The sequence below is a fragment of the Streptomyces sp. NPDC052042 genome (genome assembly GCF_044548345.1).
Taxonomy (GTDB): Bacteria; Actinomycetota; Actinomycetes; order Streptomycetales; family Streptomycetaceae; genus Streptomyces.
The window spans coordinates 95,344-116,702 of the sequence record NZ_JBIUBU010000017.1 but is presented as its reverse complement, the minus strand read 5'-3'; the positions used below and the strand labels follow the sequence as shown (position 1 = coordinate 116,702).

23 protein-coding genes are annotated in these 21,359 nt (G+C 73.1%); all 23 read left to right on the top strand.

Annotated elements, in window-relative coordinates:
* Positions 1 to 184: 184 nt before the first annotated feature.
* The 23 genes from ACIHCL_RS25410 to cysD all read left to right on the top strand — a co-directional run bounded on the left by ACIHCL_RS25410 (position 185) and on the right by cysD (position 21,359).
* Entirely contained in the window at positions 185 to 835 is a 651-nt protein-coding gene (locus ACIHCL_RS25410; RefSeq protein ID WP_399865075.1) for an MOSC domain-containing protein, read from the top strand.
* 39 nt (positions 836 to 874) lie between these two features.
* On the top strand, positions 875 to 1,057 hold the full coding sequence (locus tag ACIHCL_RS25405; RefSeq protein ID WP_399865073.1) for a hypothetical protein: 183 nt from the start codon (positions 875 to 877) through the stop codon (positions 1,055 to 1,057).
* Between the two features lie 51 nt (positions 1,058 to 1,108).
* Positions 1,109 to 1,441 carry an ArsR/SmtB family transcription factor gene (locus ACIHCL_RS25400; RefSeq protein WP_399865162.1) on the top strand — a complete coding sequence of 111 codons (333 nt, stop codon included), beginning with the start codon at positions 1,109 to 1,111 and terminating at the stop codon, positions 1,439 to 1,441.
* Positions 1,441 to 1,644, top strand: coding sequence for a hypothetical protein (locus ACIHCL_RS25395; protein ID WP_399865071.1), 204 nt, complete (start codon positions 1,441 to 1,443; stop codon positions 1,642 to 1,644). Before ACIHCL_RS25400 ends, ACIHCL_RS25395 begins: the two co-directional genes overlap by 1 nt.
* Entirely contained in the window at positions 1,641 to 2,273 is a 633-nt protein-coding gene (locus ACIHCL_RS25390) for a methyltransferase family protein (protein WP_399865070.1), read from the top strand. The genes ACIHCL_RS25395 and ACIHCL_RS25390 overlap by 4 nt, the downstream gene beginning before the upstream one ends.
* Positions 2,274 to 2,308: 35 nt before the next feature.
* The gene (locus ACIHCL_RS25385; protein ID WP_399865068.1) at positions 2,309 to 2,608 is read left to right on the top strand and encodes a hypothetical protein; all 300 of its coding nucleotides are present in this window, start codon (positions 2,309 to 2,311) and stop codon (positions 2,606 to 2,608) included.
* Positions 2,609 to 2,691: 83 nt separating this feature from the next.
* Positions 2,692 to 3,669, top strand: a complete 978-nt coding sequence (locus ACIHCL_RS25380) for a LuxR C-terminal-related transcriptional regulator (RefSeq protein WP_399865066.1) — start codon at positions 2,692 to 2,694, stop codon at positions 3,667 to 3,669.
* A gap of 298 nt (positions 3,670 to 3,967) precedes the next feature.
* Positions 3,968 to 4,135 (top strand): hypothetical protein, encoded by a 168-nt coding sequence (locus ACIHCL_RS25375; RefSeq protein ID WP_399865064.1) that lies wholly within the window; start codon positions 3,968 to 3,970, stop codon positions 4,133 to 4,135.
* Positions 4,136 to 4,212: 77 nt separating this feature from the next.
* Positions 4,213 to 5,550, top strand: a complete 1,338-nt coding sequence (locus ACIHCL_RS25370) for a nucleotide sugar dehydrogenase (RefSeq protein ID WP_399865062.1) — start codon at positions 4,213 to 4,215, stop codon at positions 5,548 to 5,550.
* Positions 5,547 to 8,705, top strand: coding sequence for an amino acid adenylation domain-containing protein (locus ACIHCL_RS25365; RefSeq protein ID WP_399865060.1), 3,159 nt, complete (start codon positions 5,547 to 5,549; stop codon positions 8,703 to 8,705). Before ACIHCL_RS25370 ends, ACIHCL_RS25365 begins: the two co-directional genes overlap by 4 nt.
* Positions 8,702 to 9,535 (top strand): polysaccharide deacetylase family protein, encoded by an 834-nt coding sequence (locus ACIHCL_RS25360; RefSeq protein WP_399865058.1) that lies wholly within the window; start codon positions 8,702 to 8,704, stop codon positions 9,533 to 9,535. The genes ACIHCL_RS25365 and ACIHCL_RS25360 overlap by 4 nt, the downstream gene beginning before the upstream one ends.
* A complete protein-coding gene (locus ACIHCL_RS25355) occupies positions 9,532 to 10,821 on the top strand; it encodes an MFS transporter (RefSeq protein ID WP_399865057.1) in 1,290 nt (429 codons plus the stop codon). The genes ACIHCL_RS25360 and ACIHCL_RS25355 overlap by 4 nt, the downstream gene beginning before the upstream one ends.
* 63 nt (positions 10,822 to 10,884) lie before the next feature.
* On the top strand, positions 10,885 to 12,180 hold the full coding sequence (locus tag ACIHCL_RS25350) for an ATP-grasp domain-containing protein (RefSeq protein ID WP_399865054.1): 1,296 nt from the start codon (positions 10,885 to 10,887) through the stop codon (positions 12,178 to 12,180).
* A gap of 146 nt (positions 12,181 to 12,326) precedes the next feature.
* Entirely contained in the window at positions 12,327 to 12,734 is a 408-nt protein-coding gene (locus tag ACIHCL_RS25345; protein WP_399865053.1) for a glyoxalase, read from the top strand.
* A gap of 82 nt (positions 12,735 to 12,816) precedes the next feature.
* A complete protein-coding gene (locus ACIHCL_RS25340) occupies positions 12,817 to 14,367 on the top strand; it encodes an Ldh family oxidoreductase (protein WP_399865050.1) in 1,551 nt (516 codons plus the stop codon).
* Positions 14,364 to 15,299, top strand: a complete 936-nt coding sequence (locus tag ACIHCL_RS25335) for a Gfo/Idh/MocA family protein (RefSeq protein WP_399865048.1) — start codon at positions 14,364 to 14,366, stop codon at positions 15,297 to 15,299. The genes ACIHCL_RS25340 and ACIHCL_RS25335 overlap by 4 nt, the downstream gene beginning before the upstream one ends.
* A complete protein-coding gene (locus ACIHCL_RS25330; protein ID WP_399865046.1) occupies positions 15,296 to 16,048 on the top strand; it encodes a hypothetical protein in 753 nt (250 codons plus the stop codon). The genes ACIHCL_RS25335 and ACIHCL_RS25330 overlap by 4 nt, the downstream gene beginning before the upstream one ends.
* Positions 16,045 to 16,923, top strand: coding sequence for a sugar phosphate isomerase/epimerase family protein (locus ACIHCL_RS25325; RefSeq protein WP_399865044.1), 879 nt, complete (start codon positions 16,045 to 16,047; stop codon positions 16,921 to 16,923). Before ACIHCL_RS25330 ends, ACIHCL_RS25325 begins: the two co-directional genes overlap by 4 nt.
* The gene (locus tag ACIHCL_RS25320; protein ID WP_399865042.1) at positions 16,920 to 17,738 is read left to right on the top strand and encodes a sulfotransferase; all 819 of its coding nucleotides are present in this window, start codon (positions 16,920 to 16,922) and stop codon (positions 17,736 to 17,738) included. The genes ACIHCL_RS25325 and ACIHCL_RS25320 overlap by 4 nt, the downstream gene beginning before the upstream one ends.
* Positions 17,739 to 17,749: 11 nt before the next feature.
* Positions 17,750 to 19,024 carry an ATP-grasp domain-containing protein gene (locus ACIHCL_RS25315; RefSeq protein WP_399865041.1) on the top strand — a complete coding sequence of 425 codons (1,275 nt, stop codon included), beginning with the start codon at positions 17,750 to 17,752 and terminating at the stop codon, positions 19,022 to 19,024.
* A gap of 50 nt (positions 19,025 to 19,074) precedes the next feature.
* Positions 19,075 to 19,881 (top strand): glycosyltransferase family 2 protein, encoded by an 807-nt coding sequence (locus ACIHCL_RS25310; RefSeq protein ID WP_399865039.1) that lies wholly within the window; start codon positions 19,075 to 19,077, stop codon positions 19,879 to 19,881.
* A gap of 3 nt (positions 19,882 to 19,884) precedes the next feature.
* Positions 19,885 to 20,421: an adenylyl-sulfate kinase gene (cysC, locus tag ACIHCL_RS25305; RefSeq protein ID WP_399865038.1), complete on the top strand. Its 537-nt coding sequence runs from the start codon at positions 19,885 to 19,887 to the stop codon at positions 20,419 to 20,421.
* 11 nt (positions 20,422 to 20,432) lie between these two features.
* Entirely contained in the window at positions 20,433 to 21,359 is a 927-nt protein-coding gene (gene cysD / locus ACIHCL_RS25300; protein ID WP_399865160.1) for a sulfate adenylyltransferase subunit CysD, read from the top strand.

The window sequence follows — 21,359 nt, the reverse complement described above, 5'->3', positions numbered from 1 at the left end:
TGGCGCCCCGACGCGTCGGGGGCGATGACCTGACACGTCATTGACGCCGTCGCCCGGTTGAGTGGTCAACCGACTGGGCTGCCGGGGCCGCCAGGCGCCCGCGTCGGCGCCGCGCACCTCGCAAGGGCGTCAGCCGCCAGGAAATATGTGGCCGTTCGGGGCATCGGACCATACCGTCGCCTCCATGCAGTTGCTCTCCGTCAATATCGGCAGACCCCGCATCAACCCGTGGAAGGGGCTTGGTGCCACGGGTATCGACAAGCGGCCCGTCGACGGCCCGGTCGCCGTGATCGCGCCCGGCCCCAAGGGCACCGGGGAGGTCGGTCTGGTCGGCGATCGGGTCTATGACGTGCAGCACCACGGTGGCTACGACCAGGCCGTCTACGCCTACGCCCGGGAGGACCTCGACGGGTGGGAGGCCGAGTTGGGCAGGCCGCTGGCGAACGGCGTCTTCGGGGAGAACCTCTCGACCGTCGGCCTGGACGTCAACGGTGCCCTGATCGGCGAGCGCTGGCGCATCGGGCCGGATGTCGTCCTGGAGGTGTCGTGCCCACGGATTCCGTGTGCGACGTTCCAGGGCTGGCTGGAGCGTGACGGCTGGATCAAGCGGTTCACGCAGGCCGCGCTGCCGGGCGCGTATCTGCGGGTGATCGAGCCGGGGAACATCCGCGCCGCCGACCCGGTGGAGATCGTGCACCGGCCCGACCATGATGTGACCGTCGCGCTCGCCTTCCGCGCGATGACGCGGGAACCGGAACTGCTGCCGCGGCTGCTGGTCGCCGAAGCGCTGCCGAAGGAGGACATGGAACTGATCCGCAGGCGTACCAAGGCGTAGACGGCCTGCCCCAGAGCGATCGGCCGCACGCACGGGACCGTGGCCGACCGCAACGAGCGGCTGCGCAAGGCCACTTGGCTGATCCGGAAGTCCACACGCCTGCCGTCCGCCGACACCGCGCTGTGGACCGATGACGTCTGGGTGGTGGACTCCGCCGGGGCGGAGTGCGGCGGTCCAGTGAGTTCCCCGGACCGGAACATCGGGGCTGCGCGCGACGAATAATCCACGCTTTCCTGAATTCAGGATCGCGTGTACTGTCGAGCTGTGTTGACGCTGACCGTTGCCTCCGACATCGAGGTGCTGGCCCGGTTCGGCCGCGCCCTCGCCGACCCGATCCGCTGCCGCATCCTGCTCGCCCTGCGCGATGCCCCCGCCTACCCCGCCGACCTCGCCGACGCGCTCGGCATCTCCCGCACCCGGCTGTCGAACCACCTGGCGTGCCTGCGCGACTGCGGCCTGGTCATCACCCTCCCCGACGGCCGCCGCACCCGCTATGAGCTCGCCGACGAACGCCTCGGCCACGCCCTGGACGACCTGCGTGCCGCCGTGGTGGCCGTGGCAGCGGACCGTACCTGCCCGGACGCAGAGGAGAAGGACTGCTGCTGATGATCATCGAGACACCGATATCCCTCGGGCCCTCCCCGGCCCGCCGCGACACCCGGTACGGGGACGCCCGCTGTGTCGTGCCCCCGCCCGGCCCGGTCGCGGTGGTGCCCGGTCCCCACGCCGCCGGGCGGACCGACGAGGACGGACATCGGCCGGGCCGCGCCTGCCGCACCCCCGGCGCCGACGGGGAGGTCGGCCGATGAACGGCTGGGCCGCGACCGCGCTGGTGCTGTATCTGGCGTGGGCGGGCGTCGCGTTCGGGGTGCGGGCGGTGGTGCAGCGCCGACGCACCGGGGACGCGGGGTTCCGCGGGATCTCCGGTCGTCCCGGCTCGGCCGCCTGGTGGGCCGGGGTGGTGTTCGTCCTGGCCGTGCTGGGCGGTGCGGCGGCGCCGGTGGCAGCACTGGCCGGGCTACCGGAGCTGCCGGGCACCGGCCCGGGATGGCTGCGGTGGGCGGGGCCGGCAGTCGCGCTCGGCGGGATGGCGGCGACCCTGGCGGCTCAGGGCCACATGGGCGCCTCCTGGCGGGTCGGGGTGGACGCGGGCGAACGCACCGGGCTGGTCACCGGCGGCCTGTTCGCCCACATGCGCAACCCTGTCTTCACCGCCATGACGACCATGGCCGTCGGCCTGGTGCTCATGGTCCCCAACGCGGTGGCCGCCGCGGCGCTGGTCGCACTCGTCACCGCGGTCCAACTCCAGGTGAGAGTGGTGGAGGAGCCCTACCTCGCGGCCGTCCACGGTGCCTCCTACACCGCCTACACGGCGCGGGTCGGACGGTACCTGCCCGGCATCGGACGCCATCGGCCCGCGCGGCCAGCCCGGGCTTGACCTGCGAGCCGCCTCGAAGGTGTGCGGTCGGCGGTATGAGCGCGCCGCGGATCTCCCGCCCCGCCGAACGCACCGGCGTTCCGACGGCCACCCTGCGCTTCCACGAGACGTCCGGGCCGCCGCCCCGGCGGGGCCTGGACGTGACGACCCTCCCGGCCCGCTCCGAGGCCGTGATCCACCTCGCCCTGACCGACCTGGTGGACCGCCGCCTCACCGGCGAAACCGCCCTCTCCTGGCGGGAAACCGATGCCATAGGACCGAACGCTCTTTCCAGAATGGGGTATTGGGAGAGAACGACCTCACGGATCCGAGAAGAGATCTCTGTGCCAGCATGAGGGCCGTCGGTGGGCGCCGTGATGGAGCCCCCGACGGCCCATTGGCGCGGAACGGGGGAAATTTGGACGACGTACAGCCTGACTTGCGACGCAGAATCTACGGACTGATCTTCCGGAATCCGGGCTGGACCATCGAACAGGTGGCCGCGGAGGCACGTTGCCCCGCGGGAGTAGCGGAGCAGGCCTGTGAGGAACTGGTCGCCCTGGGGCTCCTGTCACCCGCCGCCGAGTCCCCCAACGGCTATCTGACGGTGACTCCGGAAGCGGCATTGACCCGGCTCTTCTCGGCCGAGGAGCGGCAGACCACCACACATCTCCAACTCGTCTCCAAGATCCGCACCTCCATTTCCAGCCTGGTGCAGGACTACACCCTCCTGGCGGAGGAGCGGCGGGAGACGGTCGACATCCACACCCTGCCGACCCCGGCGCTGGTGAACGCGTTCCTCGAGGACGTGGGCAGCACGACCCGGGTACGGATGCGGTCGATGCATCCGGGCGGGCCGCCGCCCGAACACGTGATCGATGACATGCTGTTGCGGGACAAGGAGATGGAAAGCCGGGGCATCCGGGTCGAGACGCTCTACTCCCGCCGGGCGGCGGACGTGCCTTACGTCGCCGCCTATTTGGCGGACTCGGCGCGTCCGGGGCGGGAGGTCCGGATCGCCGAATACCTGCCGCTGCGCCTGCTGCTCTTCGACGACGACCGTGCGGTGCTGCCGATCGATCCCGAGGACAGCGGTCAGGGCGCGCTCGCCCTGCACGGCCGGACGCTGGTCCGCTCGCTCCATGCGCTGTACGACTACTGCTGGCGCGACGCCACACCCTCGCTGCCGTCGTCGGCGGCGTGCGGCGGCGCGGGGGAGATCGTGCTGGACGGACAGGAGCAGGTGGTGGTGCGGATGCTGGCCGACGGCGTCAAGGACGAAGTGATCGCCCGTCATCTGGGTGTGTCGCCAAGGACATTGAGCCGATCCATCGCCCAGTTGATGGAGCGGCTGGGCGTTCAGACCCGCTTCCAGGCGGCCCTGCGGATAGCGCGGCTGGGGCTGCTCGATGACTGAAAGAGTGCCCTGCGGGCGCGGTGCGGTACGGGAGCAAGGGCTTTCCGGGCCGCGGGAACCTGAGTCCGTTCCCTTGAGCGACGGGTGCGACCTGCGCGCTTGACGTTCTCTTTGCGTCCGGTATCGAAATGTGAGACGAAGGGTGGGGTTGGCGTCTTTCCGTCATGTCGGAGGGACGCCGCCACCATCTGTTGAACGCCCGTACGGGAGTGGAGCAGCATTCCAGCCAGCGCCCGACCCGAAATCCGGTCAGGGGCGTGGTTTCCACAAGACACGGCTCACTCACCGGGGGACAAGCATGTCTACAACCGTTCGTGTGCTCCACCGCCTCATTCCGATCGCCCTGGTTCTGGCGCTGGCCGGATCGGCCGCGCAGGCCGTGGAGGAGACCCCCGGACAGGTCCGGGCGGACGCGCCGGCCGCCCAGGAGAGCAAGGGTCCCCAGGGCGACAACGGCTGGTGGTGAGGGCGGGCCCCGCCCACGCGCGCCGCCTCGGCAACTCCGTTCCCGCACTTTGCCCCCTCTACCGGGAGTCCTCCCTGATGGAAGCGATCGCCACCGCGCCGACGGCCCAGTCGGCACCCTCCCCGCCGGCTCCGGCACCGGATCCGGGCTCCGCCTCCGTCCACGCGGCCACCGCGGAAGTCGCTGTCGTCGGCATCGGATACGCCGGCCTCCCGCTGGCGGTCGCCGCGGCAGCGGCCGGTCACCGGACCCGGGGGCTCGATCGCAACGACTTCCTGGTGGCCCAGGTCAACATGGGCCGACCGCCCGTGGACACCGTCACCCTCGCCGAACTGGCCGCGGTGTCGGACCGGCTGGATGCCACCACCGACCCCGCCTTCCTGGAGGAGTGCTCGGTCGTCGCGCTTTGTGTGCCGACGCCGGTGAGCCCGCAGGGAGTGCCCGATCTGGGGCCGCTGATCTCGGCCGTGCGCACCGTCCGGAGCCACCTGGTCCCCGGGCAGCTGGTCATCATCGAGTCGACCACCTACCCCGGCACCACCGAAGGCGTGGTGCGTGAGGTCCTTGAGGAGAGCGGCCTGGTCGCGGGACGCGACTTCAACCTGGCCTTCTCGCCCGAGCGGGTCGACCCGGGCAACACCCGCTTCGGATTCCACAACACGCCCAAGGTGGTCGGCGGCCTCACCCCCGCCTGCCGGGACCGGGCCGCCGCCTTCTACGGCGCGCTGACCGAGCAGGTGCACCTCACCCGCTCGCCCCGGGAGGCCGAGGCGGCGAAGATCCTGGAGAACACCTTCCGCCAGGTGAACCTGGCCCTGGTCAACGAGTTCGCGCAGATCTGCCACCGCCTCGGCGTCGACGTCTGGGACACCATCGAGGCCGCGTCCACCAAGCCCTTCGGCTTCACCGCCTTCCGGCCCGGAACCGGGGTGGGAGGCCACTGCATCCCGGTCGACCCGCTGTACCTGATCCACCGGGCCACCCAGGCCGGCGTCCCCTTCCGGCTGGCCGAACAGGCCCAGCGCATAAACGACTCCATGCCGGTCTGGGTCGCCGCCCGGGCCCGGGAACTCCTTGAGCGGGACGGCGTTCCGGTACGCGGCGCCCGGGTGCTGTTGCTCGGGGTCACCTACAAGCCGGACGTGGCGGACGTCCGCCACTCCCCCGCCGGGCCACTGGCCGCCGAACTGCGGGGCGCGGGTGCGGACGTCGCCTTCCACGACCCCTATGTGGACGCCTTCTCCGTCCAGGGACAGCCCCTGACCCCGACCCGGGATCTCCGGGCGGCCATCGAGGCCGCGGACCTGACCGTCGTGGTGCAGCGCCACCGTGTCTACCGGAACGGACTGCTCGCCCGGTCACGCCGGCTCCTGGAGCCCTGCGGTCCCGCACCCATCGAGGAGCACCAGGCATGACCGACCTGCCGCAGACCGCCACGACCCCCGCCGACGGCACCCCCGGCGGCCGGACTTCCTCCGTGGCCCGGCGGATCCGGGCCCATGCCGACGCAGACCCGTCCGCGGTGGCCCTGCGGACCGTGGACGGGACCATGACCTACGCCGAGCTGTGGTCCCGGGCCACCGGGACGGCGCGGGAGCTGGCGCGGGCCGGCGTCCGGCCCGGCGGCGTGGTCGCGATCCGGCTCCCCTCCGGACCGGAAGCGGTCATCGCCATGCTCGGCACCTGGCTGTTCGGGGCCGCGTTCCTGCCCATCGACACCGCCACCCCCGAGGAGCGGCGGAGCCACCTGATACGGCACTCCGGGGCAGTCGCCTTGTTCGACGCCGAGACCGGCCTGGTCCGGTTCGACCGGTCCCGGGCCGACTCCGCACCCCGGACGGGGGCGGCCGGCACAGAGACCGACGGGCCCGCCTACGTCATCTACACCTCCGGTTCCACCGGCACCCCCAAGGGCGTACTGGTCGGCCACGACGAACTCGCCGAGCACTGCACCGCGATCGGCGACCTGCTCGCCCTGACCCCCGACGACACGGTGTTGCAGTTCGCCAGCCTCGGGTTCGACGTCGCCCAGGAGGAGATCTGGCCGACGCTGACGGCCGGCGGCACCGTGGCCTTCCGCGACGGAGGCGTCCCGGACGCCCGTGCGCTGGCCGCGCTCGCCGCCGACCTCGGCGTCACCGTGCTCCAACTACCCACCGCCTACTGGCGGTTGCTCTGCGGGGAGCTCGACGGTGAGCCCACCTCGTCCTTCGTCGGCATCCGGATGACCGTCATCGGCGGCGAGAACGCCTCCGCCGACGACGTCCGCGCCCACCGGCGCACCCCCTTCGGCCACACCGTACTCGTCAACGGCTACGGGCCCACCGAGACCGTGATCACCTCGACCGCCCTGGTGCTGTCACCGCGGACGCCGGTGCCCGCCACCCCGGGCCTGCCCATCGGCGACCCCGTCGGGGAGCGCCGGGCCTACGTCCTGGACGAGGGGGGCGACCCGGTCGGCCCCGGCCGGAGCGGAGAACTCTGGATCGGCGGCAGCCCGCTCGCCCGTGGCTATCTGCACGACCCGGAACGGACCGAGGAGCGTTTCCGGCCGGACCCGTTCCACGGCGCCCCCGGCGCCCGGATGTACCGCACCGGCGACATCGTTCGCCGCCATCCGGACGGCAGCATCGAGTTCCTGGGCCGGGCCGACAACCAGGTCAAGATCCGCGGCCACCGGGTGGAGCTCGACGAGGTCGACCGGCACCTGCTCGCCGTCCCCGGGGTGGCCGCGGCGGTCTCCTTCGTCCTCGACGACCCGTCCGGCGGAGAGGTGCTCGCCGCGGCGGTGTCCGGAACGGAACCCGCCCTCGAACCGGAGGCGGTGCGCACCACCCTGAGAGAACGGGTGCCCGCCTACCTGGTGCCCAGCCGGATGGTCGTCCTGGACCACGTCCCGCTCACCACTTCCGGCAAGACCGACCGGAAGTCCGCCGCCGCTCGCGCCGCCGCCCTCCTCGACGCCCCCGCCACCGACGGCGAAGACGGCGGCGCGGGACATGATGGAACGCCCACCCGGGACACCGTGGTACGGCTGCTGCGCGGCCTGCTCCAGGACCCGGCCCTCGGCCCGGACGACGACTTCCTCGCCCGCGGCGGGGACTCCCTGATGGCCCTGCGCGTCTGCGCCGCGCTGCGCTCCCGGGGCCTGGCCATGCGCCCCGCGGACCTGCTCGTCGGCCGTACCGCCCGCGAGGCGTTCACCCGGGCCGCGGCACGATCCGTACCGCTGACGGCGGCGGCCCAGGAGCCCGCCGGACCGCTGCCGCTGCTCCCCGCACAGCACCGCTGGTTCCACGACGGGGAACTGCCCGAACGTGACCACTTCTGCCTCAACGCCCTGTTCGCCGTCGACACGGGGCTGGACCGGGAGCGGCTCGCCTCGGTCGCCGAGACACTGCAACTGCGGCACCCCGCGCTGCGTACGGTGCTGCACGCCGACGGCACGGTCGAGCTGGCCGGGCCCAGCGCCACCCAGGTGGTTCGGCGGGCCGACCTGCGCATGGTCCCCGAGGCGCGGCGAACCGCCCGCCTGGAGGAGGCCCTGGCCGACGTCCAGCGGTCGATGTCGCTCACCGGCGGCCGGGTCTTCGGCCTGCTCTACGCCGAACTCGGCGACGGCACCGCCCGGTTGCTGCTGACCGTGCACCACTTCGTGCTGGACGGCGTCTCCATGGGCATCCTCGTCGACGACCTCGAAACGCTCCTCGCCGACAGCACCCCGCTCTCCCCGGCGACCGGGCCCCGCGCCGTCGGCGCCGCCGTCGAGGCCTGGGTACGGACGCCGCAGGCCCGCGAGGACGCCGCCCTCTGGGCCGCCCGCTGCGGGGAGTTCGCCCGGCTGCGGCCCGAACGCGACGGCGACGACCGGCTCCCCTCGCTGCGCACCCATCGCTTCCGGCTGCCCGCCGCCGCCACCCGACTGGTCACCCACGACCTGCCCGCCCGGGGGATCGCCCCTCACGACTTCGCCCTGGGCGCCCTGGTGGGCGGTCTCGCCCGCTGGACCCAGGACCCTGTCCACGGCGTGGACGTCTACGCGCACAGCCGTGACCTCGCCGTCGGGGATCTGGACCTGTCCCGCACCGTGGGTTACGTGCAGAGCACCTTCCCCGTGGCGCTCCGCTGGGAGGGGGAGGGGCTCGACGCCCTGCGGACCACCCTGGGCGCGCTGGCGACGCTGCCGGAACGCCGTTACGGGTTCGACGCGCTGCGGTTCTCCTCCCCGAAGGCCGCGGAGCGTGCCGCACTCGCCGCCTGCCCGCGCCCCACCGTGCGACTGAACTTCCGCGGGCACCTGCTGCGGCTGGAGCAGCGAGCCTCCGGCGCGGTGCTGCGCCCGGCCGCCGAGAGCTTCGGCGCCCACCGCTCCCCGCTCCAGCGGGAGCGCTACCTGCTGATGGTGGAGGGCGACATCATCGGCGGAGAACTGGAGTTGAGCCTCAAGTACTCCACCGGGCACTGGGCGCCACAGCGCATCGAGGACCTGGCCGCCGCCATCGAACGCGTGATGAACGGGTGCCTGGCCGACCTGGAGGCCGACACGGTTCCCACTGGAGGACAGCGGTGACAGCACCCATCGAAGCACCCCTGATCACCGGCATCGCCGAGGAGCACCAGCCCGCCGGGAGCAGCGCCCCCGGCTGGCCACTCGTTCTCTACTTCCACCACGTCCACCCCGGCGTGGACCACTACACGGCGGTCGGCCCGGAGGACTTCGAGCGCGGCCTGGAACGCGTCCTCGAGGATTTCGCGCCCTACGACCCGGCGGATCTGTTCGCCGGGCCGGACGGCGGAGCCCGCAGGCCGGACCGTCCCACCGTGCTGATCACCTTCGACGACGGCTACCGGGACAATTTCACCCTGGCCGCTCCGATCCTCGACCGGCTGGGCGTCCGGGCGTTGTTCTTCGTCTGCACCGGACTGCTCGGCCGGCGCAGCCCCCGTCCCCGGGAGGACCACCTGACCTGGACGGAGTGCGATCGGCTGGCCGACGACGGCCATCTGATCGCCGCTCACACCCGCACCCACCCGCATCTGGACCGGATTCCCCGGGAACAGGCCCGCGACGAGGTGGCCGGGTCCCTGGAGGACATCGCGCACCGCTACGGCCCCCGTGCGGCACGGCTGTTCGCCTATCCCTACGGCGGCATCCCGCGGGACGACGTGCTGCCGGATGACGTACTGGCCTTCGGGACGGTGCGCTCACCGGCCCTGCCGTGGACCCACGCCCCCCGGGCGGTACGGCGCACCTACCTGCCCTCGGGCCGCACCGGGACCTGGGACGGGCTGGTCCGCCACTGGCGTGCCCGCTGGGACGCCGGCCGCACGACGGGCGCCGCCGCCCCACCCGGCGTCCGTCCCGACCGTCTCCCTGACGCCCCGGAGGGGGACTCATGACCGAGAAGACCACCTGGCGCACCCGGCTGACCGGTGCGCTGCCCGCCACCCGGGAGTCCCGGATCATCGCGCTGAACGCGCTGGTCGGCTCCACGGGTACGGGCCTGTTCCTGGCCGGGTCGGCGCTCTACTTCACCCGTTTCGCCGGACTGACCGCGACCGAGCTGGGACTGGGACTGGGCATCGCCGGCCTGGTCGGCCTCGCCACCACCGTGCCCATGGGGCGGCTGGCGGACCGGTTCGGCCCGCGCAACATGATGCTGCTGGTGAGCATCTGGCGGGCCGTCGGCTACATCGCCTACCTCCGGGTGGAGGGCTTCACCGAGTTCCTCGTCACGGCCTGTCTGCTCTATGTGATGGACCGTGCCGGACAGCCGCTCAACCAGGCCCTGGTCGGTCGCCTGATCACCGGCCCGGAACGCAACCGCACCATGGCCTTCGTCCGGTCCCTGCGCAACGTCGGGTTCACCGTCGGTTTCGGTGTCGCGGGCATCGCCCTCAACATGGGCACCGCGACCGCGTTCCAGGTGCTGTTCCTGGGCAACGCGCTCAGCTTCCTGGTGGTGTTCTGCCTCCTGTGGCTCCTCCCCGACGTCCGAGTGCCCCGCAAGGGCACCGACGACGGGGAGGAAGGGGCGGACACGCTGGTTCCGCCGCTGCGCAACTGGCGCTTCGTGGCGGTGACCGCGGCGACCGGCGTGCTGTTCCTGCACGACGCGGTCCTCACCGTGGTGCTGCCCCTGTGGATAGCGGACCACACCAGTGCCCCGATCTGGATGTTCACCGTCCTGGTCACCGCCAACACGGTCATCACCGTGCTGGCGCAGGTCCGGGTGACCCGGCACATCGACGACCTGGCCTCGGCGACCCGGGCGACCACCCACTCCGCCGTCCTCCTCTCCCTGGCCTGCCTGATCTTCGCGGCGAGCGGTGTGCTGGACGTGCCGGCCTGGGCCGTGGCCGCGCTGGTGGTGGCGCTGCTGCTGCTCACCGCCGGTGAACTGCTCCACTCCGCCTCGTCGTGGGAGATCTCGTTCGCGCTCTCTCCGGATGCCGCCCAGGGCCGCTACCTCGCCTTCTTCAACATGGGCTTCTCGGTGGCCGAGATCGGCGGGCCGGCCGTGATGCTGTGGCTGCTCAGCCGTGCCGGAGCGGTCGGCTGGCTGATCCTCGCCGTGGCCTTCCCGCTTGCCGCCGTGCTCAGTTGGGCCGGTTCCCGCCCGCGCCCCGGGGACCCCGGTCAGCAGCCCGAGCCGTCCGCCGTCCCCGCCACCACCGGTTCCTGAACATCGCGCCGTCCGCGCCTCGCGGTGCCGCCCATTCGTACGTCCCTCTCGGAGGAGGACTTCATGACCGACAACCCGCCGCCCCAGCATCTCCTGGTCGTCAGCGGGGGACGCGACCTGCCCGACCGGGCCCGGGACGTCTGGCCCGGACTGCGGACCACGGTGATCTGCCGCCCCGAGGTGGTGCCGCGGCTGCGCAGCCGCGAGAAGATCCAGCGGCTGCTCGTGCTGCGCGAGGACGCCCCCGTCGACGAGTGGGTGGCCGCCGCGCGCTTCGTGCACGCGGTGGACCCGGTCGACCGGCTCACCAACTTCACCGAGAAGGACACCGAAAAGACAGCCGCCATCGGGGTCGCCCTCGGTCTGGACTGGCACAGCCCCGAGACGGTGCGCGCGGTGGCCGACAAGCGCGAGATGCGCCGGGTCCTCGCCGAGGCGGGCGTCGGCGGGTCGATCGCCGAGGTGGTGCACGACACGGAGGGCGTCCTCAAGGTCGTCGAGAAGGCGGGATACCCGCTGATCTGCAAGCCGGTGCGCGGTGTCGCCAGCAAGGGCGTCACCCGGATCGACGGCCCCGCCGACATCGAACGGGCCCTCGCCTGGGGCGCCCGGGGCGCCGGGGACCTCGACTCGCCGGAACTGCTGGTGGAGCCCTTCGTCACCGGCGACGAGTACAGCGTGGAGTGCGTCAGCGAGGACGGCGAGCACCTGGTCACCGGCATCACCCGGAAGATCTCCGAGGACGACCACTTCGTGGAGGTCGGGCACGTGGTGCCCGCCCCGCTGCCCGACTCCGACGAGCAGCGGATCGCCGGCACCGTCCGGGACGCGCTGAAGGCCCTGGGCGTGCGCCGGGGCGTCACCCACACCGAGGTGATCGTGCGGGCGGACGAGGTGTACGTGGTGGAGACCCATCTGCGCCCGGCAGGCGACGAGATTCCCGAACTGTGGGCCCGGATCACCGGAGTCGACCTGATCGACGTGGTGGCCCGCCAGGCCGTCGGCCTTCAGGTCCTCGACGACGTACGGGCCGCGCTGGCCGAGACCCGGGAGAACGGGCCGCGGGCCGCCGCGATCTGGTACGCGTGCCCGGACGCCGTCGGTGAGATCGTCGAGGTGAGCGGGGAGGAGGGGGCCCGCGCCCTGGAAGGTGTCGTCGATGTCGAGGTGCTGCGCGAACCGGGCAAGCGTCTCAAGGGCGTCACCGGGTCCTTCGCCCGCGGTGCCCACGTCTGCGCGGTGGGCACCACCCAGGAGGAGGCCCTGAGCAGGGCCCAGGAAGGCGTTCGCAAGCTGGCCTTCACGGTCCGCAGCAACGGCATGGCCGAGCGCCACGAGGAGCTCACCACCCGTAGTTGACTTACCGTCACCGCCTCACCGCCTCACCGCCTCACCGCCTCACCGCCTCACCGCCTCACCGCCTCACCGCCTCACCGCCTCGGCGGTGACCGCAACGCCCGCCGGAACCCCGGCGGGCCCCACCACACAGGAGAGAGAAGACACAGATGACCACGGAGAACACCACCACGGAGAACACCTCCGACTACGCCTTCGGCGGCCTGCACCACGTGCAGTTGGCCATCCCGGCGGGCGCCGAGGACCAGTGCCGCGCGTTCTGGGGCGACGTACTGGGCATGACGGAGCTGGAGAAGCCGCCGGTGCTCGCCGCCCGCGGCGGCTGCTGGTTCCGCGGTGGCGGCCTTGAGGTCCACCTCGGCGTCGAGAAGGACTTCAGCCCCGCCAAGAAGGCTCATCCGGGCATCCTGGTCCGCTCCCTGAAGGACCTCGCCAAGCGCCTGGAGGAGTGCGGGCACGAGGTCACCTGGGACGACAACTTCCCCGGCCACGAGCGCTTCTACGCCTTCGACAAGCTCGGCAACCGGCTCGAGTTCCTGGAGCCCGAGAGCGCCTGACGCCTCGTCCCGCAGGCGGCGGGCCGGCTCCGGCCCGGCCCGCCGCCCCCCACCGTCGACCGTTCATCCGGAGGAACCAGCAATGACCGAACCAGCGGGCAGGCCGCCCGCACTTCGCGTGGCGGACCTGATCGTGGCCGAGGGCCCGGAAGGCGCGGAACGCATCGTCGTCGCAGGGCTCGGGGTCACGGTGGCCGCCGGTGAGATTGTCGCCGTGCAGGCGGACGACGCCGCGGCGGCCACCGCCCTGGTCCAGGTCCTGGCCGGACGGCGGCGGGCCCAGTACGGCTCCGTCACCGTCGGCGACGGGGCCCCGGCCCGGCGGGTCGCGCCCGCCCCGCCGGCCGGCCTGGCGGTGGTCCGGCCGGGCGACCCGGTGCCGGCCGGCACCGCCTCGCCCGTCCTGGTGGTCGACGCCACCCGGCCGGACCCCTCCGCGGCCCCGCCGGAGGAACCGGCCCGCGCCGCCGCCCGCGCCGGCGTCGCGGTGCTGATGGTGACCACCGCCGGGAACCCGGCCGCCACCGCGGACCGCGTGGTGCACCTCAACCGGCCGCCGCGGCCGCCCGCCCGACCCGACGCCGAGGTGGCCCGCTTCTCCCGGGACGCCCTCACCGAGGCGGCGGTGGGATCGCTCACCGGCGCCGGGGTCGCCGCCGACCGCGCCGCGCTGGTGGCACGGGTCCTGGTCGACGCCGACGTCCGCGGTCACTTCTCGCACGGCGTGGGACTGCTCCCCATGTACCTGGACCGGCTGGCCCAGGGCGGGATCGACGCGAACACCGAGCCCCGGTGGACGACGCCGGAGGACGCCCCGGTTGCCGTCCTCGACGCCCGCGGCGGCTTCGGGCAGGTGGCCGCCGAACTGGCGGCGGAGCAGTGCGCCCGCAGGGCGGCCGAGCACGGCATCGCCGCCGTGGCGGTGCGCGGCAACAACCACGTCGGCATGCTCGCCGCCTACCGGGACCACTTCGTGCGGCGCTCGGTGGTGGGCCTGGTCCTCAACATCTCCGGCCCGAGCGTCGCCGCCCCCGGCGCCGGCCGCCCCACCCTCGGCAACGACGCCGTGTGCCTGGTCGTCCCGCGCGGCGAAGTCCGTCCCCTGGTGGTGGACTTCGCCACCGGGATCGTCGCCAGCGGCAAGATCCGCCACGCCGCGCACCGGGGCGAGCCGATCCCCGCCACCTGGCTGGTGGACCGTCAGGGACGCCCCACCACCGATCCGGAGGAACTCGACCGGGGCGGAGCCGTGCCGGTGTTCGGCGGGCACAAGGGCCTCGGCCTCCAGGTGATCACCGAGGTGCTGGCCGGGATCCTCGCGGGCGCCACCGTCAGCCCGCTGGTGCACAAGCAACGTGCCGAACCCGACCGCCCCATGGACTGCTCGCAGCTGTTCCTCGCGCTGTCCCCGGCCGCCTTCGGCGACCCGCCCGTGGACGAGCTGCTCACCGTGCTCACCGACGCGGTGGCCGCCGGCTACCCGCTCGGAGCCCCCTCCGTCCACCTGCCCGAACAGCAGGAGGCGGCGGCCGAGGCCCGGGCGGCGGACGAGGGCATCCCGGTTCCGCTCGCCGTCGCCGCGAAGCTCGGCTGGACGGCGGACCGCACGGCCGTCGCCGGAGGTGTGCGATGAGCCTGGGGGTGGGCATCGTCGGTTACGGCTCGGCCGGCCGGCAGCACGCGGACGCCCTGGACGGGCTGCCCGAGGCGCATGTGGCGGCCGTCTTCGACCAGGACGCGGCGACCGGCACCGGAGAGCACGCCAGGGCCAGGAGCTGGGCGGAGCTGCTTGCCGACCCCCGGGTCGGACTGGTGTCCCTGTGCGTGCCGCCCGGCGGCCGGGCGGCGCTGGCCGTGCAGGCCCTGGAGGCGGGCAAGGCCGTTCTGCTGGAGAAGCCGCCGGCCGTGTCGCCGGCCGAGATCGACCTGGTGGCCGAGGCCGCGCGGCGCGCGGGCCGGCCGGTCGGCGTGATGCTTCAGCACCGCATGCGGCTGCCGGACTCGGTGCTTGCCGCGAACTGGTCCGACCCGGCGGTCACCGCCGTGCTGGAGGTCTCCCGGTTCCGGCCGCCGGCCCACTACCGCCGGGCCGGCTGGCGCAGCGACCCCGCGTCCGCCCTGGGCGGCATCCTCGCCCACCTCGGGGTGCACTACCTCGACCTGGCCTGCCAGATCATGGGCAGCCCCCGCCGGCTGACGATCGCCCCGGTGCGGGAGTTCGCACCCAGCATCGACATGCGGGTCACCGGGCACATCGTGTTCACCAGCGGCTCCACCCTCGCCTTCACGGTCACCGCCGAGTCGTCCGTGCGCAGCGAACGCCTGCAGATCCTCGGCCCCGAAGGGGGCTTCTGCATCGCCGACGGCATGGTGACCCTGCAACTCGGCGGGACCGAACACACACTGCCCACCGTGCCCACCCCCGAGCTGCGCCGCCGGGTGTACCAGGAAATGGCGCAGGCCGTCGCCACCGGGCGGCAGCCCGTCCGGTGCCATCTGGAAGCAGCGCGCCCCGTCACGGAGATCCTGGCCGGTGCCGCCGCGGACGCAAGGGCGGTGGCATGAGCCCGTCCGCCACCCGGGTCGGCCTGTGCTCCGGCTCCGCCCCCGGACTCTCTGCCGACGCCCTGGCCACGCTCACCCGCTCCCTGGGGGGCTCCACCGTGGACGTCCGGGTCGGCAAGGGCCATGCGTGGGAGACCACCGGCGGGCTGGCGGCGCTGCGCGCGGCCGGCTGCGCGGTGGCCTTCGTCGGGGTGGGCACCGTGCTCGGCGACCCGGCCCACCCGGCCGGGGTCCACGACGGCCCGTCCCGGCCGGAACCCGGGCTGCCGGTCAAGGTGTTCGCCGCCGAAGGCTGCACCGCCCCCGAGCGCATCGACCTGACACTGGCCCAGGTCCGCGCCCTGGCGGACCTGGTCGGCGGGCCACACCTCGTCCTGGCCGAGACCCACCACGGCTACGCCCCCGTCGAGGAGCTCGCCGCGCTGTGCACCCGGGCGGGCACCGGGATCGTGCTGGACACCCTGGGCCTGGCCAGGATCACCGACGACCCGGTGCGGGCGGTCGGCCGGCTGGCCCGGTGGATCTCGTACGCACAGGTCAAGGGCTTCGACCCGGACGACCCGCACACCTCGCCCCATCTGCCGCTGGGCAGTTCCTGCGCCGACCTCACCCACCGGCTGCTGACGACCGCCGGTCCGCTGAAGGCCGTCACCGTCGAGTCCAAGGCCGGCTCCCTGGCCGAGGACACCGCGCTCCTTCTCCAGTGGTACGCATCCACCCCCCGATCCGCCGAGGAGGCCCCCGCATGAGACTCGCCGTCATCAACGACGAGGTGTCCCAGGACATCGCGACTGCCGCCGCGGAGGCGGTCCGGCACGGCTTCGGCGGGCTGGAGATCCGCTCCAGCGGCGAAGTCCCGCCGCACCGGATGACGGACGCGCAGCTCGCCGAGGTCCGCGACACCGTCCTCGCCCACGGCCTGGAGATCGCCGGCTTCGACCCGCCCGCCCTGAAGCGCGCCCTGCCGCGCACCGGCGCCGAGGTGGACGCGGTCCGCGACCTGCTCGTGGACGCGGTCCGCCGGGCGGAACTGCTGGGGGCGCCGTTCGTCCGCATCTTCACCTTCTACCGCGAGGGCGACCCGGCCCCGCGGGCCGCGGCCAAGGCCGCCCGGGAGGTACTGGACGGCGTGCCCGCCGACCGGGTGCCGCTGATCGTGGAGACCGGCATGCGCACCAACAGCCCCACCATGCGCCACACGCTGGAATTCCTGGACGAGCTCGGCGACGACCGGCTCGGCATCCTGTGGGACCCGGGCAACAGCGTGTTCAGCGGCTGGGACCCCCGGCCCTTCCCGCAGGACTACACGCTCGGCCGGGACCGTATCCGGCACGTCCATGTGAAGGACCCCGACGGCCGCGCCTCCTACGTCCGCCTCGGTGACGGGGACCTGCCCTGGCCGGCGATCCTGGCCCGGCTGGCCGAGGACGGCTACCAGGGCTGGGTCTCCCTGGAGACCCACTGGCGGGTCGGCCGGGAGCCGCTGACCCAGAGCCAGCGGGACGAACCGTGGGGCGAGCAGTTCACCGCGGGCGGCCTGGAGGCCAGCACCACCTGCATGCGGCTGCTGCGCGAGATGGCCGAGGCCACCGGCGCCGTCCCGCCCGCGGAGGCCGCCATATGACCACCCCGCCGGTGATCCTCCTCGGCAGCCAGCGCTGCGGCACCACCGCCTTCGCCTATGCGCTGAACCTGGCCTTCCACGACGCCGGAGGGCACTTCACCGTCAACGGCAAGCTGCCCTATCTTCTGCACCGCTGGCTCACCGCCCAGGACCTGGCCGACCGGCACCTGCGCGCCGACGAGATCCTGCACGCTCTGGACCGGCGGCCGCCGGACGGCGCGGGCGTCGACGCCTGGCGCGACCGCGTCGAGGGGAGTCTGCGCGCCGCCGCCCGGGAGGTCGCCGAGGGGACCGCCGGAGACGACCCCGTCGCCCTCGCCCGGCGCATCCTCACCGAGGCCGGGCGGGACCTGCCGTACTGGGGCGACAAGTACAACGAGTACCTGCTGCACCTGCCCTGGCTGAACGCCGTCCTGCCCGACGCCCGCTATGTGATGCTGGTGCGCCATCCGGCCGCCGCCGCGCGGTCCATGCTGCGGTGGACCGGCGACCGGCCCTGGCGCCCGGAGACGCGGGACGCGGCACTCGCCAAGTGGACCGCGTGGAACCGGCACTGGCTGGACTTCGCGCCCGAGGTTCCGGACGACCGGAAGCTGGTCGTCGAGTACCAGGCCCTGTGCCGGGGCGAGGACACCGCTCGGCTCAGCGAGTTCACCGGCCTGGACCTGCGGTCCTACCTGTCCGGCCTGTCCCCGCGGAGGGCTGCCGACGAGGAGGACCTGCCCCCGGGGACGGCCGCCGTGTGGCAGGCCCTCTCCGAGTCCGCCCGCCCACCGGCAGCCGTCCCGCCCCTTGTCCCGACGATCCTTTCCTGAAGGTGATCCCTGTGACCTCCCCCCGCGTTCTCGTGCTCGGCGGCAAGGCGGGCATTGTCCGCAAGGCGGCCGCCCTCGGCTACGAGGTCGTGCACGTCCAGAAGCCGTCCGCGTTCGACCCGGCCGTGGTGGAGCACTGCGCCCAACTGCTGCTGGTCGACTACCAGGACGTCCCCACCACCACCGCCCTGGTGCGCGCCCTGCACGAACGGAGTCCCTTCACCCGGGTCTTCACCCAGACCGAGGCCGCCCAGGTGGTGGCCGGCCACCTCACCGAGACGCTGGGCCTGCCGGGCAACGGCGCCCGCACCACCCGGCTGCTGCACGACAAACCCGCCCTGCGCGCCCTGCTGAACGAGCACGGCATCGGCCCGGTCCCGATGCTGGTGCGCCCCGGTCTGGAGGAGTTCAGGGACTTCGTGAAGGCCCACGACGGGGCGGTGCTCAAACCCACCATGGGGTCCGGGAGCCTCGGCGTCCGTATGGTCACCGCCCTGGACCAGGTGGACGAGGCATGGGCCTGGCGCGAGGAGTTCGCCATGGAGTCCTTCATGGCCGAACAGCTGCTGACCGGTGAGGAACTGAGCGTCGAGACCTTTTCGGCGGGCGGCCGGCACCTCGTGGTCGCGGTGACCGGCAAGGAGACCGGTGGCGGCGTGGTCGAGATCGGCCATGTGGTCCCCGCGCCGCTGAGCGCCGAGGACCTGACCGCGGTGCACGAACTGGTGACGGCCACCCTGGACGCCGTCGGACTGGTGGACGGCCCGGCGCACACCGAGGTCATCCTGACCGCCGACGGGCCCCGGGTCATCGAGTCGCACAGCAGGCGAGGCGGCGACCGCATCAACGACCTGATCCGGCTGGTCCACGACGTCGACCTGGAGGAGAGCACCTACCGTCTCGCGGAGTCGGACGACCCGCTGCCCGTCCTCCCTCCCGCCGAGGGGGCCGCCGCCATCCGGTTCCTGGTGGCCCAGCCCGGCGTCGTCACCTCGGTGACCGGGACGGACGACGCCGACGGGGCGCCGGGCGTGACCGACGTCCATGTCCAGGTGGAGGCCGGCGACACCGTGCACCCGCTGCGCTGGTCGGAGGACCGCTGCGGCTACGTGGTGGCACGCGGCCGGGACAGCGCCCAGGCCGTACGGCTGGCCGCCGAGGCCGCCGCCCGCATCGTCATCACCACCGAACCCCCGCACGGGAGCCCCGTGCCCGGCGCCACCCTCGAAGACCTGCTGCACGAGGTGGACGAGGTGCTGGACCCGTTCGCCCGGACCACGGCCTGAGCCACCCCGGCCCCGACCGCTTCCCACCGAGCATTCGAAGGAGCACACCCGTGCCACTCACCCAACAGGTCACCGTGGTGGTCGCCACCCGGAACCGGCCGACCGACGTCCGGCACCTTCTGCAGGCGGTGCGTATCGCCGACATCGGAACGGTGTCCGAGGTCCTGCTGGTCGACGACGCCTCGACGACCCCGCTGAGCCCCGCGACCGAGGACCTTCCCTTCCCCGTCCGGACCCTGCGCAACCCGGTCCGCCGCGGCGCCGCCGCCAGCCGCAACCTGGCGGCCAGCGAGGCCACCGGGAACGTCCTGGCGTTCCTGGACGACGACGCCCGTCCGCTGCCGGACTGGTTCCATGTCCTCGGCGCCTCCCTCACCGAGGACCGGGCGGCCGTCACCGGGAGGGTCCTGCCCTTCGACAGCGGGGTGGTGGCACGGGCCCGCCAGTACCGCTACGAGGCGCGCTACGCTCAGCACGCCGCGGACAGCCCGGTCTCCTTCTTCGCGGGCGGCAACTCCGCCGTCTGGACCGATCGGTTCCTCGACGCCGGAGGTTTCCCCGACGTGGTCACGGCCAGTGACAACGGACTCGTGGAGCGACTGGCCCCCTCCGGCGGGCAGGTCTTCTTCGTACCGGCCCTGCGGGTCGCGCACCGCAACAGCAAAGGCGCCAAGATCGCCTTCCGCGAGGCCTGGCGGGCCGGCCGCCTGGGCCCCCGCAGCGCCCCCTCCGTCCAGGCGCGCCGCTTCGCCGCCACCGTCAAGTCCCAGCCCTGGTCCAGGGATCCCGCGGCGGCCGGCCTGAACGCCGGCCTCCAGGTGGCCAACTCCCTGGCCGCGGCCCTTCCGGCGGGCTGACGGATGACGGGGGCGACGATCTGGCTGACCGGACTGCCCAGCGCCGGCAAGACCACGATCGCGGGGGAACTCGCCGGGCGGCTGCGGGCCGAGGGGCACCGGGTGGAGGTGTTGGACGGGGACGAGATCCGCGCCTTCCTCAGCGCCGGGCTCGGCTTCAGCCGCGAGGACCGGCACACCCATGTGCAGCGGATCGGCTTCCTGGCCGAACTGCTGGCCCGGAACGGGGTCATGGTGCTGGTGCCGGTGATCGCGCCGTACGCGGACAGCCGGGAGGCGGTGCGCGAGCGGCACGAGGCGGGCGGGACACCGTACCTGGAGGTGCATGTGGCCACCCCGGTGGAGGTGTGTTCACAGCGGGATGTGAAGGGCCTCTACGCCCGACAGGCCGCGGGGGAGCTCTCCGGCCTGACGGGGGTGGACGACCCGTACGAGGAGCCCGCATCCCCCGACCTGCGCATCGCAGCGCAGCACCGGACCGTCGCCGAATCCGCCTCGGCCGCCTACACGCTGCTTCAGGAGAGGAGCCTTCTGCCGTGACCACCACCGCAGTGGCGCAGCGAACCGCTGCCCCCGCCGGATTCCGCCCCGGTGGGCATCTGGACGTGCTGGAATCCGAGGCCGTGCACATCTTCCGCGAGGTGGCGGGGGAGTTCGAGCGCCCGGTGCTGCTGTTCTCCGGGGGCAAGGACTCGATCGTGATGCTGCATCTGGCGCTGAAGGCGTTCGCACCGATGCGGGTGCCGTTCGGGCTGCTCCACGTGGACACCGGACACAACTTCCCGGAGGTCCTCGACCACCGGGACCGTGTGGTGGCCGCCCATGGGCTGCGCCTCCATGTGGCCGGGGTCCAGGAGTACATCGACCAGGGTGTGCTGCGCGAACGTCCCGACGGGACCCGCAACCCCCTGCAGACCGTCCCGCTCACCGAGACGATCCGGGCCGAACGCTTCGACGCCGTCTTCGGCGGCGGGCGGCGCGACGAGGAGAAGGCCCGCGCCAAGGAGCGGGTGTTCTCGCTGCGCGACGAGTTCTCCCAGTGGGACCCGCGCCGTCAGCGCCCCGAGCTGTGGAACCTGTACAACGGGCGGCACGCCCCCGGCGAGCACGTCCGGGTCTTCCCGCTGTCCAACTGGACCGAGTTGGACGTGTGGCAGTACATCGCCCGGGAGGGGATCGAGCTGCCGTCGATCTACTTCGCCCACCGGCGGACGGTGTTCCGCCGCAACGGCATGTGGCTGGCCGCCGGCGCCTGGGGCGGTCCGAAGGAGAACGAACCGGTCGAGTCCCGCCTGGTGCGCTACCGCACGGTGGGGGACATGTCCTGCACCGGTGCCGTCGACTCCGACGCCGTCACCCTGGACGAGGTCGTCGCGGAGATCGCGGCGTCCCGCCTCACCGAGCGCGGTGCCACCCGCGCGGACGACAAGCTCTCCGAGGCCGCGATGGAAGACCGCAAGCGCGAGGGGTACTTCTAG